This is a genomic window from Nocardia sp. NPDC004582, assembly GCF_053602115.1.
Map to the genome: position 1 here is coordinate 1 of NZ_JBSGCY010000090.1, position 13,980 is coordinate 13,980.

Genomic DNA, 13,980 nt, shown 5'->3' on the forward strand with positions numbered 1-13,980 from the left:
GGCGGGGGCGGGCGCGGCGGTGGGCGCGGCGGCCGGGGTGGCCGGTTCGCGGGTGGCGTTGCTCGCGTTGTCGGGCTGATCCGAACATCCGGTCAGCAGGGTCACCACGGTCACACCCGCGAGGGCTGAACCGATCCAGCCGCGACGGCGCATGCAGCGAACTCCTTACTGACCGAACTGACCGACGAAATCATGCGTGCTCCCTAATCTGACCATGTCCCGGGTTGCGAGCGTGTGACCGGGGGTCCGCGTGCCGATCTCGGGCGTGCATCGGGTGCCGACTTGCATGATGTGACATGGGGTTTCGGTGGCGGTGTCGGGCATGCGGTTACCGTGGAAAGCAAAAGCGGTCTGTATCAGGGAGATCTGTTGGTTGCCGACCACAGTGCGGGGTTCACCGTCGAGGACGTGACCGTCGGGCGCTACGCGCACGGCTTCGGTGTCACCGCCGACGGGCGGTCCTTCGCCTTCCGAACCCATCGATCCACCCTCACCGTGGAGATCTACCGCCCCGGCGTCACCACCGCGGTGCCGGCGCCGGAGGATGTCGAGTCGATCGCGGTGGCCCCGGTCACCGACATCGATCTCGACGACGAACGCAGCGTGGTGGCCCTGGTCCGCGACCTGATCCCGCAGGCCGTGCCGGTCCCGGCGGCCCAGCCGCGCGAGGCGACCACGGTGCGTGCGCTGCTGGGCCGGTTGGGTGCGGTGATCGAGGGCCGCTGACCCGCTGTCTGTGACACGGAGATCACTTCCGGGCGCGGGGCGTGCCAAACTAGCGGCACACAACCGCAGTTCGAACTCCCGAGGATGTTGATGCGACTTCGACGACCGGCCGCCACCGCGCTGCTGCTGACCGTGCTGGGCGCATCGCTCGCCGCGTGCGGCGGCTCCGACGACGAATCGAAGGTCGCCGCCGCGCGGTCCTCGGCGTACGCGGCGTTGAGTTCGTCCTCGCAGGCCGCCGCCGCGCAGACCAGCGCCAACCGGCCCTCGATCCCGAGCGCCGCGGAGCTGGACTCGCAGATCAAACGGGCACTGGACCCGAACCTGCCCGACAGCGAACGCACCGCGTTGATCGAGGACGGGGAGGCGTTCAAGGACGCGATCCCCGACATGTACAAGGCGCTCGCGGACAATCCGCGCGCGGTGTACGGGGTCAAGGACCCGGTGTTCGACAACCATGACGGCACGCTGACCGCGACGCTGAGCCTGGACAAGGACGGCACCGGCACGAACGTGCGCACCACGGTGGTGCATTTCGTGGCCAAGGACGGGCATTGGAAGATCTCGCGCACCGATCTGTGCGGGATTCTGCGGTCGGCCGATTACAAGACCGCGGCCTGCGGCTGATGCTCGAGGCCGGATCCCTGCGGTGGGGGCGTCTGATCCACCGCTTCCGGTTCCTGGTGTTCGCCGGGTTCGGCCTGGTCGTGCTGGCGTCGGGGTTCTACGGGCGCGATCTGGGTGATCATCTGACCCAGGAGGGCTGGTTCGACGAATCCAGTCAGTCGGTGGCGGCCTCGAAGCTGGCCGATGCCACCTTCGGCCGCGACACCGACGCCGACCTGATCGCCATCTACACCGCCCCGGCGGGGCTGACCGTCGACGACGAGCCGGTGCGCTCGGCGGTGGCGGCGGAGTTGACGCGGTTGCGCACCGAGCACGCCGACCGCATCCTCAAGATCGATTCGTATTGGGACGGCGCGCTGATGGGCCAGTTCGCCGACGCCGCACGCACCCACGCCTTCGCCAGTATCGGGTTGCGCGGTGACGGCGGCACCGACACCGTCGACAACTACCTGGCCATCAAGAACGAATTCCATGCCGGGACAACCGGTTCCGGGCCGGGCGGCACCACCGTGCAGCTGGCGGGCCTGCAACCGGTGGTGGAGGGCATCAATACCGGTATGCAGCGCGATATCGAGCGCGCGGAGCTGATCGCGCTGCCGCTGGTGGCGATCCTGCTGTATTTCGTGTTCGGCGGCGTGGTGGGGGCGCTGCTGCCGGTGCTGATCGGCGGCATGACCATCCTGGGCAGCCAGGGCGTCATGCGGCTGCTGACCAATCATCTGCAGGTCAATGTGTTCGCCTCGGCGGTGGTGACGCTGGTGAGCCTGGGGTTGGCCATCGACTACGGGTTGTTCGCGGTGACCCGGTTCCGCGAGGAGCTTGCCGCGGGGCGCAGCGTGGAGGAGGCGACCGCGCGCACTATCGCCACCGCGGGGCGCACAGTGTTGTTCTCGGCGGCGATCATCGCGGTGAGCCTGGGCGCGTTGTTCATCTACCCGAACGGGGTGCTGCGCTCGGTGCCGTTGGGCGGCATCTCCTCGGTGCTGCTGGCGGCGGTGCTGTCGGTGACGGCGTTGCCGGCGGTGTTGTCCATCGTGGGGCCGCGCATCGACCTGTGGGGCTGGCATCGGCTGGCCAGTATCCGCACCGCCGAGCAGATCGATCGCGGATTCTTCTCGCGGCTGGCGGTTTTCGCGATGCGCAAGCCGTGGCTGGTGATCGTGCCGGTGGTGATGATGCTGCTGGCGTTGATCCTGCCGTTCCGCAGCATCGAGTTCGGGGGTTTGAGCGAGCGGTATCTGGCCGCCGACAATCCGGCGCGGGTGGCGCAGCAGGACTTCGATCGGCTGTTCCCGCATTTCCGCACCGAACCGCTGAAACTGGTGGTGGTGGGCGCGAATCCGCAGCAGCTGTCCGATCTGCGCTACGAGGCCAACCAGCTGGTCGGTCCGCGGATGACGGGTCCGTTCGATCCGGCCGCGCCGACCAAGGATCAGGTGACGGTGCTGGCCAGCGGCCTGTCCGACAAACGCGACGCCGACTCGGTGATCGCGGCGCTGCGCTCGATCCCGGCGCCCGACGGGGTGGCGGTGATGGTGGCGGGTGTGCCCGCGCTGGAGCGCGACAGCATCCAGGGCCTGATCAAGGGCCTGCCGCTGCTGGTGCTGATCCTGGTCGCGGCGGCGATCGCGTTGATGTACGCGGCGTTCCGGTCGCTGGTGCTGGCGATCAAGGCGGTGGTGATGAGCGCGCTCAGCCTGGGCGCGACCCTGGGTGTGCTGACCTGGATCTTCGTCGAGGGACACGGGGCGGGACTGTTCGACTTCACGCCGGGCCCGCTGATGTTCGCGGTACTGGTGCTGATCGTGACGGTGCTGTTCGGCCTGTCCACCGACTACGAGGTGTTCCTGCAATCCCGCATGGCCGAGGCACGGGCGGCGGGAGCCGACGCGCCCGAGGCGATCCGCTACGGCATCGCCCACACCGGTGGGGTGATCACCTCGGCGGCGGCGATCCTGATCGTGGTGACCGGGGCGTTCGGGTTCTCGGATCTGGTGCTGATGAAATACATTGCCTACGGCATGATCGCGGCATTGGTGTTGGACGCCACCGTGATTCGCATGCTGTTGACTCCTGCGGTGTTGAGGTTGGTCTGGCGATGAGCGTGCTCAAAGGCGCGAACCTGCTGTTGATGTTCCTGCTGGAACTGGGGGTGCTGGCCGCCGGCGCGTGGTGGGGGTTCACCCTGTCCGCGCCGGTGGCGGTGCGCATCGTGGCGGGGCTGGCGGTCCCGGCGGTGTTCATCGTGGTGTGGGCGCTGTTCGGTGCGGCCAAGGACGCGCGGTTCCCGCAAACCGGATGGCGGCGAATCGCATTGGAAGTCGTGTGGTTCGGCGCGGCCGCGGTGCTGCTGGGCCTGGCGTGGACGCCGGTGGCCGGGATCGTGTTCTTCGCGATCTGGCTGGCCAACGGCGTCCTGCGGCTGGTGTGGGGCCAACAGCAGCTCTGACCGACCCCCGGGTGCTCAGCCGCGCACGGGCAGCACCAGTTGCGCGCCGGTGACCGGGTGGTCGAACACGTCGACCGGATGCTGGTAGACGCGGGTGAGCAGTTCGGCGGTGAGGATCTCCCGCGGCGGGCCGTCGGCGGCGATGCGTCCAGCATCGAGCACCGCGACACGGTCGGCGTAGGCCGCGGCGACACCGAGATCGTGCAGCACGACCACGACCGCCGCGCCCGCGGTGGCGCGGTCGCGGGCCAGGCGCAGCACCTGTTCCTGGTGGCCGAGATCGAGTGCGGCGGTCGGTTCGTCGAGCAGCAGCGTCGCGGTGTCCTGGGCCAGCACGCGCGCCAGCGCGACGCGGGCGCGTTCACCACCGGACAGGGCCGGGAACGGGCGCGCGGCGAAACGTTCGACGTCGGTGGCCGCCATGGCCGCGGCGATGGCGCGCTCATCGTCGGCCTGGCGCGGGGTGCGCGCCCACGGGGAACGACCCATGGCGACGACCTCACGGGCGCTGAACGGGAATCCGACGGTGTGCGACTGCGGCAGCACCGCGCGCCGGCGCGCCATGTCCAGATGCGTCCAGTGGGTGAGGGCGTGCCCGTCGAGTTCGACGCTGCCGCCGCTCAATTCGAGCTCCCCGGCCAGGGCGGCCAGCAGCGTCGACTTGCCCGCGCCGTTGGGGCCGACCAGCGCCACGATCTGCCCGGCGACGACATCGAAGTCGATGCCGTCGAGCACGGTGCGTTCGCCGCGTCGGGCGCTGACCTTGCGGGCGCGCAGGGTCGCCGCACCCGGTTCGGGGCTCTCCGGCAGGGCGGGGGTGCGCCCGAAAATCGTTGTCAGCTCGCGTAGGCCGCTCATGCCCAGCCTCCCGATCGTGAGCGGGTGCGGCGCAGCAGCCAGAAGAAGAACGGCCCGCCGACCAGTGAGGTGATCATGCCCAGCGGCAGATCCGCATTGTGGACCAGGGCGCGGGCGCCGATGTCGGCGGCCACCAGCACCACCGCGCCGACGATGGCCGACAGCGGGATCAGCACCCGGTGTCCGGGCCCGACCAGCATGCGCACCAGGTGCGGCACGATCAGACCGACGAACAAGATGATGCCGGTGAACGCGACCCCGGCGGTGGCGAGCACCGCGACCACGACGATCACGTTGCGCCGCAACCGTTCCACGTCCACGCCCAGATGCCGGGCCGCCGATTCACCCAATGCCAGCAGGTCCAGGCGCGGGGCCATCCAGATGGCGGCGCCCAGCCCGAGCAGTGTCAGCGGCCACACCACGTTCACCGACTGCCAGGTGGCGCCGTTGAGACTGCCCATCTGCCAGAACACGATCTGATCGCGGGCCGCGGGCGAGGCGGAGAACAGCAGGAACGAAATCAGGCCGCCGGCAAAGGCATTGATCGCGACACCGGTCAGCACCAGGGTCACCACTTCGGTGCGGCCGTTGGAGCGGGCCAGCAGATACACCAGCAGGGTCGTGACGAGCCCGGCGGCGAACGCGCCCGCCGCGACCGACCAGGCCGCCACGAACGCGCCGCCGACCACGATGACGGTGCCCGCCCCGACCGCCGCGCCCGCGGACACGCCGATCACACCGGGTTCGGCGAGCGGATTGGCGAACACGCCCTGCAGCAGGGCGCCGGCGGTGGCCAGGGCCGCGCCGACGAGCATGCCGAGCACGACGCGCGGGAACCGCACCTCCCACAGCGTCACGTACCCGGCCGGGTGCGCGGGCATGGGACCCCAGTCCAGGCCGATGCGGTGCAGGAACGCGCCCGCGACCTCACCGGGGCTGGTGGGCACCTGGCCGATGGCCGCGGAGATCAGCGCCAGCACCACCAGCGCGGCCAGCGCGCCGGCGAAGATCACCGCGGTGCGCGACCACGTGCGGCGCGCGGTGGGCAGCACCTCGACCGCCGACTCCTGGTCGGTGGCCGCCACCGCGGGATGCGCGGAGTCCTCGGGTCCGCCGTGGCCCGCGTCGCCGGGGCTGCCGTGCCCGGGTTGGCCGGGGCCGAGCACGGTGGCGGCGCCGTTGCGGGCGGCCGGGGTGCGTTCGTCGTGTTCGTCGCGGGGTGAATCCATGTGGGGGCCTTGGTTGTCGGCCGCGCCGGGGCGCTGGCTCATGCGGCGGCGGGGCCGTAGACGGCCTTCACCAGGGCCGAGAGCACGCGCCCGGTGTTGGGGCCGAAGGACAGCAGGACGGCGTCGGACATGTCGATGACGCGGCGGTCGCGTCCGGCGGGGGTCTGGGCGATGCCGGGGACCTTCTCGAGGCCGTCGACGCCGCCGACCGAGGCCAGCCCGTCGCTCATGAGCAGCAGTGCGTCGGGGGCGGCGGCGATCATGGCTTCGCTGGTGATGGGCAGGAAGTCCTTGGTGATGCCCGAGGCGGTGCCGGCGTCGATGCCGCCGATGGCGGTGATCAGCGAGTCGGCGCCGGAACCGGGTCCGGCGATCATGGTGATGGCGGCGCTGCGCAGGTACAGGAACGCGATCTTGGGTTTGGTGTCCTGGTGCGGCACCGAGGCGATGGCGGCGTCGATCTCGGTGCGGGTGCGCTGGCCCAGCGCCGTGCCCGCGGCGGGCACGCCGAGGGCGGCGCCGACGGCCTCGATCTGCGGGACGACCCCGGCCATGGTGCGTTCGGTGTCGAAGTAGACCACGGTGATGCCCAGCGCGCGCAGCTGGTCGCGCAGCGCGGGGGTGACGGTGGTGGTGTCGGTGAGGAACACCGTGGGCCGCAGTGCCGCAACGGCTTCCACGCTCAGGGTGCCGCTGCCCGAGGACACGGTGGGCAGGTCGCGCACGGCGGGGAACGCCGCGGAGTTGGAGCGCCCGATCAGTTTCGAGCGCAGTCCGAGCGCGACGACGGTTTGGGCGAGGGTGCCGTAGCGGTCGGCGGCGATGATGCGGGAGGTGTCGGTGACGGTGACCTGGGTGCCGTCGAAGGAGGTGACCGTGACCGGCAGCGTCGCAGCGGGTTCGGGGCCGAGCGTGACGGGGTCGAGGTCACCGATCTCGGCGGTGACCGGTCCGCGCCCGCCGCTGCTCGTGGTGCCCGAGCCGCAGGCGGTGACCCCGGCGACGAGACCGGCACCGAGCAGCAGGATCATCAGCGTGCGGGCGGCGGTGCGGGCATTCACGAGACACCTCATGCAGGCAAGGCTAGCCTGGCTCATTCTGTGCGTGCGCTCACGTCTCCCAGGGCCGCGGCGATGGCGCGGGGCAATTCGAGGGTCTCGGCGGCCAGGATGCCGGTGAGCTGCCCGATGTCGCGGGCCCCGACCAGCATCGACGCGACCGCGGGCTGATCGCGGATCCAGGCCAGCGCCACCGCCAGCGGTGAGGTCCCCAGCCCGTCGGCGGCGGTGACGACCGCGTCGACCACCCGCACGGCGCGGTCGTCGAGATGGGCGGTGATCTCGGCGGCGGTCGACTCGTCGGCGCCGCGGGAATCGGCGGGCACCCCGTCGCGGTATTTGCCGGTGAGGATCCCCCCGGCCAGCGGCGCGGTGGCGATGACGCCGATGCCGTGATGCTGTGCGGCGGGCACGAATTCGTGTTCCACGCCGCGCGCCAGCAGCGAGTAGGGGGTTTGGGCGGCGGTCAGCGGCGCGGCGGTGGCGAGGGTGGCCAGCTGCCAGCCGTCGTAGCCGCGCGCCCCGGCGTAGCGCACCCGTCCCGAGCGCACCGCCCACGACAGGGTGTCGGCGATCTCCTCGAGCGGGGTGTGCGGGTCCCAGGCGGCGACGGTCCACAGATCGAGGTGGTCGGTGCCGAGCTGGGCGAGGGTGTGGTCGAGCTGGCGGCGCATGGTGCGCCGGGAAGCGTCCACGGTCCAGCGCACCGCGGCGGGCGCGTCGGCGGGGGCGTCGCTGAGTGTCGGTGTGTATCCGGCACTTCCGGACAGCACCAGGTCCGCGCGCCCGACTTCGGCGATCAGCTCGCCGAGGATGTGCTGGGCGGCGCCGTCACCGTAGGCCGGGGAGGTGTCGACGAGGTTGCCGCCGGCTTCGACGAAGGCCAGCAGCTGGGCCGCGGCGTCCTCGGCGTCGGTTTCCCTGCCCCAGGTGTGGGTGGCCAGCCCGAGCCTCGACACCCGCAGTCCGCTGCGGCCGACCGTCCGTTGTTGCATCACCGCGCTTGCCCTTTCGTCACAGCCGTCAGCCTAGGCGCACCGGCGGCCCGCGCCCGGCTACGGCCCGCGCCGAGCGCGGCGAATTCCGGCGCGCGCGAGCGCGAAACCCGATTTCACCCGGGGGTAGCGGGTCCGCCATCGCGGCCCGGTAGGGTCGCAGCGTTGCGGCGGGGCGCGAACGCCGCGCCGGTGGCGGCCCGGGGCGTCGAAATGCTCACCGGGAGCTGATGATTCGGGACTGGAGGCTGCGTGGGCGAGTCGATGACGTGGGTGCAGGCGCTGGTGCTGGGCCTGGTGCAGGGTCTGACGGAATTTCTGCCGATCTCTTCCTCGGCGCATCTGCGGATCGTCTCGGCGGTGTTCTTCGGCGATGACGCGGGCGCGTCGTTCACCGCGGTCACCCAGCTGGGCACCGAGGCGGCGGTGCTGGTGTACTTCGCCAAGGACATCTGGCGGATCCTGGTGGCCTGGTGCACCACGGTGTGGATGAAGGTCGCTGGGCGCCAACGTGATTCGGTGCCGCTGCACGAGCGTGCCACCACCCAGCTGCCGGTGCTGACCGAGGACGGGTCCTTCGCCTACGGCCCCGACCCCGACACCCAGCGCGAATTGGACTACCGCATCGGCTGGTATGTGATCATCGCCACCATCCCGATCGGGGTGCTGGGTCTGCTGTTCAAGGACCAGATCCGCACCGGCGCACGGAATCTGTGGCTGATCTCGATCATGCTGATCGTGTTCGCGCTGGTGATCGCGGCGGCGGAGTACTACTCGGGCAAGACCTACGGGCGCGCGCGCCGCCCGATCGAGTTGCTCACCACCCGCGACGGCCTGATCATGGGCCTGGCCCAGTGCCTGGCCCTCATCCCGGGCGTGTCGCGGTCGGGCGCCACGAGCTCGGCGGGCCTGTTCTGCGGTCTGACTCGTGAGGCGGCGGTGCGGTTCTCGTTCCTGCTGGCCATTCCCGCGGTGCTGGCCTCGGGCCTGTTCAGCCTCCCCGATGCTTTCGAACCCGCCGGTGAGGGCCTCAACGCGTCGGGCCCGCAGCTGCTGGTGGCCACGGTGCTGTCGTTCGCGGTCGGGTACGCCTCGGTGGCGTGGCTGTTGAAGTTCGTGGCCCGCCATTCCCTGGACTGGTTCGTGGGCTACCGCATCGTGCTGGGGTTGACGGTGATCGCGCTGCTGGCGACCGGCGTCGTGTCGGCCACCTAGTCGGTAGGCTGTCCCGGTGACGGTGATCCTGTTGCGGCACGGCGTGTCCACGTCGAACATTGCCCGCACCCTGGCCGGGCGCAGCGCCGGCGTCGATCTGACCGATCGTGGCCGTGAGCAGGCCGCGGGCCTGGTCGCGCGGCTCGGATCGCTGCCGATCGAGCACATCGTGTGCTCGCCGCTGCTGCGCTGCCAGCGCACCGTCGCCCCCCTGGCCGACAAACTGGGTCTCGAGGCCGACCCCGACGAGCGGCTGCTCGAGGTCGACTACGGCGACTGGACGGGCAAGGCGCTGGCCGACCTGGTCACCGAGCCGTTGTGGAAGGTGGTGCAGCGGCAGGCGTCGGCGGCGCGGTTCCCCTCGGGGGAGTCGCTGGCGGAGGTGCAGTTCCGTGCCGTGTCCGCTGTGCGCGAACGGGATCGGCAGTTGGCCGAGCGGCATGGTAGCGATGTGTTGTGGATTGCGTGCACGCACGGCGATGTCATCAAGTCGGTGCTGGCCGACGCGTTCGGTCTTCACCTCGACGGCTTCCAGCGGATCGTGGTCGAACCGGCCTCGATCAGCGTCGTCCGCTACACCCCGGCGGCCCCCTATGTGTGGCGGGTCAATGACACGGGTACCGATCTGTCGGGGTTGGCGGCGATTTCACCGCGAACTGGCGGCGAATCGCGCTCGGGGCCGGTTCCCGGCGGAGAAACGGGTACCACCGACAGTACGGATAATGGGGCTGGCGAACGCCCCGATTCATCAGTGTGAGTGAACCGAATGGAGGTGCAATGGGCCGGGCAATCCATATCTTCCGCACCCCCGATCGTTTCGTCGCCGGCACCGTCGGCGAGCCGGGCGACCGCGCGTTCTACCTGCAGGCGGTGCAGGAGCCGCGGGTGATCAGCGTGCTGCTCGAGAAGCAGCAGGTGAAGGTGCTGGCCGATCGGATGGGTCTGCTGCTCGACGAGGTGCAACGGCGCTTCGGGACCTCGGTGCCCCCGCAGGCCGCCGACGTGGCCGACACCGCGCCGCTGCTGACCCCGATCGACGCCGAATTCCGGGTCGGCACCATGGGTTTGGGCTGGGACGCCGACGCCGGCGCGGTGGTGGTGGAGCTGTTGGCGATCACCGAGACCGAGGTCGACGAATCGGTGGTGCTCGACGACACCGAGGAGGGTCCCGACGCGGTGCGGGTGTTTCTGACCCCGGTGCAGGCGCGCGAGTTCGCGCTGCGCTCGGCGCGGGTGATCGCGGCGGGCCGCCCGCCGTGCCCGCTGTGCGGGGAGCCGCTGTCCACGGCCGGGCACATGTGTGTGCGCACCAACGGCTACAAGCGCGGTGACATCTTCGGCGCCACCGATGCCGACGACGACGCCGACACCGAGGACTGATCCGGTGACGGCCCCGGACAGCCCCGCGGCGGACCGGTCCTGGCGGACCGCCGAGTTGACGGTGATCGGTCAGGTCACCACCGCCAGCAATGTCACCCTGGTGTGCGAGGCGGGCGAGAGCGGGCAGCGGGTGGTGTACAAGCCCGAGCGCGGGGAGCGGCCGTTGTGGGACTTCCCCGACGGCACCCTGGCCGGGCGGGAGGTGGCCTCGTATCTGGTGTCGCAGGCGCTGGGGTGGGGCGTGATCCCGGAAACGGTGTTGCGGGAGGGGCCTTTCGGGCCGGGCATGGTGCAGCGCTGGATCGACACCGCCGAGGACGAGCCGAGCCCGGGCCTGGTGGATCTGTGCCCGGTGGGCGCGATCCCCGACGGGTATCGGGAGGTGCTGCGGGCGTTGGATCCGGGCGGGCATCCGGTGTCGCTGGTGCACGCCGACGACGAGCGGCTGCTGCGCATGGCGGTGCTCGATGTGCTGATCAACAATGCCGACCGCAAGGGCGGGCACGCCCTGGCGGGACTGGACGGGCGCGTGTACGGGGTGGATCACGGGATCTGCCTGCATACCGAGCCGAAGTTGCGCACGGTGTTGTGGGGGTGGGCCGGTGAGCCGATCGCGGACGAATTGCTCACCGACATCACGGTTTTGGTGAAGGCGCTGCCCGGGGAGCTGGGTGAGCGGCTGGCGGAGTTGATCACCGACGCCGAGATCGACGCGCTCGAGGCGCGCGGGCGGGCGTTGCTGGACGAGCCGGTGATGCCGTTGCCCGCCAGTCAGCGGCCGATTCCCTGGCCCGCGTTCTGACCTTCACGTTCTGACCCCCGGGTTCCGGCGTTCCGGTCTTCCCGGTGTTCTGGCACACTGCGTTGCCGAAAGCCGGGTCCGCGTTCGGCACTACGGCAATCCGGTCATCGCCGGTGCGACATTTCGGTCACCGCTGGTCGGCGACGTTCTCCTCGCGCTGATTGCAATCATTGACACCGCCGGGTCGGCGACTAGGGTGCAGGTCGGCCCGCTCAGGCGCGTGTCGTGCGGCACACCGGTGCGGGGGCGGCGGCGTCGCGGCCCGATCCCAGGGATAACCTCGATTCATGCAGTCCTGGTCCGATACCGCTGTCCCGACCGTCCCCGGATCCGGACCAGCGTTGCGTTTGTTCGACACCGCCGACAAGCAGGTGCGCCCGGTGACCCCCGGTGCGACCGCGACGATGTATGTCTGCGGCATCACCCCCTATGACGCCACCCACCTCGGCCACGCCGCCACCTATCTGACCTTCGATCTGGTCAACCGGTTGTGGCGCGACGCCGGGCATGAGGTGCACTACGTGCAGAACACCACCGATGTCGATGATCCGCTGTTCGAGCGGGCCGAACGCGACGGCATCGACTGGCGGGAGCTGGGCACCCGCGAGATCAACCTGTTCCGCGAGGACATGGCCGCGTTGCGGGTGATCCCGCCGCGCGACTACATCGGCGCGATCGAGTCGGTGCAGGAGGTCGTGGACCTGGTCGACAAGCTGCTGGCCTCGGGCGCGGCGTATGTGGTCGACGACCCGCAGTATCCGGACATCTACTTCCGTCACGACGCGACCGAGCAGTTCGGCTACGAGTCCGGCTATGACCGCGAGACGATGGACCGGTTGTTCGCCGAGCGTGGCGGGGATCCGCAGCGGCCGGGCAAGCGTGATCCGATCGACGCGCTGTTGTGGCGGGCCGAGCGGCCGGGTGAGCCGTCGTGGCCGGCGCCGTTCGGGGCGGGCCGTCCGGGCTGGCACATCGAGTGTGCGGCGATCGCGCTCAACCGCGTCGGCACCGAGTTCGATGTGCAGGGCGGCGGCAGTGACCTGATCTACCCGCATCACGAGTATTCCGCCGCGCACGCCGAGGCGCTGGTGAAGGGCCGCCGTTTCGCGCGCCACTACGTGCACGCGGGCCTGATCGGGCTCGATGGCGAGAAGATGTCGAAGTCGCGCGGCAATCTGGTGTTCGTGTCGAAGTTGCGTGCGGCGGGCACCGATCCGGGGGCGATCCGGCTGGGGGTGTTCTCCGGGCATTACCGCAGCGACCGGGAGTGGTCGGAGGCGGTGCTGGCCGAAGCGGTTGCGCGGCTCGAGTTGTGGCGTTCGGCGGTGGCGCTGACGTCGGCTCCCGATGCGGCCGACACCGTGGCGCGGGTGCGCCGGCACCTGGCGGATGACCTCGACACTCCCAAGGCGCTGGCGGCGCTGGACGCGTGGGCGCGGCAGGCGCTGGCCTACGGCGGCCCCGACACGACGGCACCGGCGTTGATCACCGACACCGTCGACGCGCTGCTCGGCATCGCCCTGTAGCGCGCTGCCGCGACAGACCGACGCGCGAGCCGGGATTGCGGGCTCGCGCGTTCCTCTTGTCTGGTGTGGCGGCGTTAATCGGTCGACCCGGCGGTGGCGGGCGGCGCATCCTGGACAGCGGTGTGTCATCGGCGCTGACGTGAGGAGGGTGTGCGGTGGGTGCCTCGGAGTCCGTGGTGCACGGGTTGGCGGTGGGTGCGGCGCGGTTCGCGCGGGCGACGGCGCGGCTCGAGGAGTGCGCGGCGTTCTATCGGGAGATCGTCGGTCTGACAGAGCTTTTCGCGTTCACCGATCACGCGGGCTATGACGGGTTCGTGTTCGGGTTGCCGGGCCCGCGCGCACAGCTGGAACTGGTGCGCCGCGACGACGCGCCCGCACCGGCGCCGGCCGATCCGGAACACGCGCTGGTGTTGTATCTGCGCGGCGGGTTCGAGGCGTTGCGTGAACGGCTGGCCGATCACGGTGTGGCCGAGGTGATTCCGGACAATCCGTATTGGGTGGCGGCGGGGGCGTTCGCGGTACTGGATCCGGAGGGCTGGATGCTGATCGTGGTGCCGCCGGACTCGGACGCGGCCGCGGTGCGGATCGAGGAGTTCACCGGTGACCGCGAGCAGATCGCGTGGTCGTTCCGGATGGCCGAGGATTCCGAGCAGCTGCTGGCCGGGTATATCGGGCGCGGGCGGGTGTGGGTGGCGCGCGACGCCGGCGGCGATGTGGTCGGCCATATCCAGGCGGCCCCGCAGGCGGACGGGTCGACGTGGGAGATCGTCAATACCGCGGTGGTGCGCCCGTTGCGGGGTGCGGGGGTGGGGCGGCGGTTGATCGACACGGTGGTGGCGGCCGCGACGGCGGCGGGGATGCGGCGGCTCGAGGTGGCGACCGCGACCGCGGATATCGGGAATCTGCGCTTCTACCAGCGGTGTGGTTTCCGGGTGACGCGGGTGGTGCCGGATGTGTTCACCGCGGCGGCGGGCTATTCGGAGCTGGAGATGGTGGACGGGATCCGGCTGCTGGATCAGATCTGGTTCGCCCGCGCGTTGTGAGCCGCATCGGGTTCGCTGAACCCCGCACGAGCCAACTGGTCTTACCACTTGACCACCAGTCCGGTGCGGCGC

The 13,980-nt window shown here is 70.5% G+C and carries 14 protein-coding genes; 10 read left to right on the plus strand and 4 right to left on the minus strand.

Annotated elements, in window-relative coordinates; genetic code table 11:
• The first annotated feature begins 369 nt into the window (after nucleotides 1-369).
• The 4 genes from ACWELJ_RS22870 to ACWELJ_RS22885 all read left to right on the plus strand — a co-directional run bounded on the left by ACWELJ_RS22870 (nucleotide 370) and on the right by ACWELJ_RS22885 (nucleotide 3,802).
• Nucleotides 370-726, plus strand: coding sequence for a hypothetical protein (locus tag ACWELJ_RS22870; RefSeq protein ID WP_452368170.1), 357 nt, complete (start codon nucleotides 370-372; stop codon nucleotides 724-726).
• 90 nt (nucleotides 727-816) lie between these two features.
• On the plus strand, nucleotides 817-1,353 hold the full coding sequence (locus tag ACWELJ_RS22875; protein ID WP_452368171.1) for a hypothetical protein: 537 nt from the start codon (nucleotides 817-819) through the stop codon (nucleotides 1,351-1,353).
• The gene (locus ACWELJ_RS22880) at nucleotides 1,353-3,455 is read left to right on the plus strand and encodes an MMPL family transporter (RefSeq protein ID WP_452368172.1); all 2,103 of its coding nucleotides are present in this window, start codon (nucleotides 1,353-1,355) and stop codon (nucleotides 3,453-3,455) included. Before ACWELJ_RS22875 ends, ACWELJ_RS22880 begins: the two co-directional genes overlap by 1 nt.
• Nucleotides 3,452-3,802 carry a YrdB family protein gene (locus tag ACWELJ_RS22885; RefSeq protein ID WP_452368173.1) on the plus strand — a complete coding sequence of 117 codons (351 nt, stop codon included), beginning with the start codon at nucleotides 3,452-3,454 and terminating at the stop codon, nucleotides 3,800-3,802. The genes ACWELJ_RS22880 and ACWELJ_RS22885 overlap by 4 nt, the downstream gene beginning before the upstream one ends.
• A 15-nt stretch (nucleotides 3,803-3,817) precedes the next feature.
• On the opposite strand, the gene ACWELJ_RS22890 is transcribed toward ACWELJ_RS22885, so the two are convergent.
• From ACWELJ_RS22890 to ACWELJ_RS22905, 4 genes are read right to left on the minus strand one after another with little or no spacing between them, the layout of a single operon-like run.
• On the minus strand, nucleotides 3,818-4,660 hold the full coding sequence (locus ACWELJ_RS22890) for a heme ABC transporter ATP-binding protein (protein ID WP_452368174.1): 843 nt from the start codon (nucleotides 4,658-4,660) through the stop codon (nucleotides 3,818-3,820).
• Nucleotides 4,657-5,889, minus strand: coding sequence for a FecCD family ABC transporter permease (locus ACWELJ_RS22895; RefSeq protein ID WP_452368175.1), 1,233 nt, complete (start codon nucleotides 5,887-5,889; stop codon nucleotides 4,657-4,659). The genes ACWELJ_RS22890 and ACWELJ_RS22895 overlap by 4 nt, the downstream gene beginning before the upstream one ends.
• Nucleotides 5,890-5,927: 38 nt before the next feature.
• Nucleotides 5,928-6,962 (minus strand): heme/hemin ABC transporter substrate-binding protein, encoded by a 1,035-nt coding sequence (locus ACWELJ_RS22900; RefSeq protein ID WP_452368176.1) that lies wholly within the window; start codon nucleotides 6,960-6,962, stop codon nucleotides 5,928-5,930.
• 20 nt (nucleotides 6,963-6,982) lie between these two features.
• Complete coding sequence (locus tag ACWELJ_RS22905) at nucleotides 6,983-7,942, minus strand: aldo/keto reductase (RefSeq protein WP_452368189.1); 960 nt, start codon at nucleotides 7,940-7,942, stop codon at nucleotides 6,983-6,985.
• Between the two features lie 264 nt (nucleotides 7,943-8,206).
• Between ACWELJ_RS22905 and ACWELJ_RS22910 the strand changes: the two genes are divergently transcribed.
• From ACWELJ_RS22910 to ACWELJ_RS22935, 6 genes are all read left to right on the plus strand, one after another.
• Complete coding sequence (locus tag ACWELJ_RS22910) at nucleotides 8,207-9,157, plus strand: undecaprenyl-diphosphate phosphatase (RefSeq protein WP_379273220.1); 951 nt, start codon at nucleotides 8,207-8,209, stop codon at nucleotides 9,155-9,157.
• A gap of 16 nt (nucleotides 9,158-9,173) precedes the next feature.
• Nucleotides 9,174-9,914, plus strand: a complete 741-nt coding sequence (locus ACWELJ_RS22915; RefSeq protein WP_452368177.1) for a histidine phosphatase family protein — start codon at nucleotides 9,174-9,176, stop codon at nucleotides 9,912-9,914.
• 20 nt (nucleotides 9,915-9,934) lie between these two features.
• The gene (locus tag ACWELJ_RS22920) at nucleotides 9,935-10,537 is read left to right on the plus strand and encodes a DUF3090 domain-containing protein (protein ID WP_452368178.1); all 603 of its coding nucleotides are present in this window, start codon (nucleotides 9,935-9,937) and stop codon (nucleotides 10,535-10,537) included.
• Nucleotides 10,506-11,339, plus strand: coding sequence for an SCO1664 family protein (locus ACWELJ_RS22925; RefSeq protein WP_452368179.1), 834 nt, complete (start codon nucleotides 10,506-10,508; stop codon nucleotides 11,337-11,339). Before ACWELJ_RS22920 ends, ACWELJ_RS22925 begins: the two co-directional genes overlap by 32 nt.
• 287 nt (nucleotides 11,340-11,626) lie before the next feature.
• A complete protein-coding gene (gene mshC / locus ACWELJ_RS22930; protein WP_452368180.1) occupies nucleotides 11,627-12,865 on the plus strand; it encodes a cysteine--1-D-myo-inosityl 2-amino-2-deoxy-alpha-D-glucopyranoside ligase in 1,239 nt (412 codons plus the stop codon).
• A 155-nt stretch (nucleotides 12,866-13,020) separates the two neighbouring features.
• A complete protein-coding gene (locus ACWELJ_RS22935) occupies nucleotides 13,021-13,908 on the plus strand; it encodes a GNAT family N-acetyltransferase (protein WP_452368181.1) in 888 nt (295 codons plus the stop codon).
• Nucleotides 13,909-13,980 lie beyond the last annotated feature (72 nt).

Excerpts from the sequence above, each read along its gene's own strand:
- ACWELJ_RS22875 (WP_452368171.1), top strand. The coding sequence starts at position 817 with ATGCGACTTCGACGACCGGCCGCCACCGCGCTGCTGCTGACCGTGCTG.
- ACWELJ_RS22880 (WP_452368172.1), top strand. The coding sequence starts at position 1,353 with ATGCTCGAGGCCGGATCCCTGCGGTGGGGGCGTCTGATCCACCGCTTC.
- ACWELJ_RS22885 (WP_452368173.1), top strand. The coding sequence starts at position 3,452 with ATGAGCGTGCTCAAAGGCGCGAACCTGCTGTTGATGTTCCTGCTGGAA.
- ACWELJ_RS22890 (WP_452368174.1), bottom strand. The coding sequence starts at position 4,660 with ATGAGCGGCCTACGCGAGCTGACAACGATTTTCGGGCGCACCCCCGCC.
- ACWELJ_RS22895 (WP_452368175.1), bottom strand. The coding sequence starts at position 5,889 with ATGGATTCACCCCGCGACGAACACGACGAACGCACCCCGGCCGCCCGC.
- ACWELJ_RS22900 (WP_452368176.1), bottom strand. The coding sequence starts at position 6,962 with ATGAGGTGTCTCGTGAATGCCCGCACCGCCGCCCGCACGCTGATGATC.
- ACWELJ_RS22905 (WP_452368189.1), bottom strand. The coding sequence starts at position 7,942 with ATGCAACAACGGACGGTCGGCCGCAGCGGACTGCGGGTGTCGAGGCTC.
- ACWELJ_RS22910 (WP_379273220.1), top strand. The coding sequence starts at position 8,207 with ATGACGTGGGTGCAGGCGCTGGTGCTGGGCCTGGTGCAGGGTCTGACG.
- ACWELJ_RS22920 (WP_452368178.1), top strand. The coding sequence starts at position 9,935 with ATGGGCCGGGCAATCCATATCTTCCGCACCCCCGATCGTTTCGTCGCC.
- ACWELJ_RS22925 (WP_452368179.1), top strand. The coding sequence starts at position 10,506 with ATGCCGACGACGACGCCGACACCGAGGACTGATCCGGTGACGGCCCCG.
- mshC (WP_452368180.1), top strand. The coding sequence starts at position 11,627 with ATGCAGTCCTGGTCCGATACCGCTGTCCCGACCGTCCCCGGATCCGGA.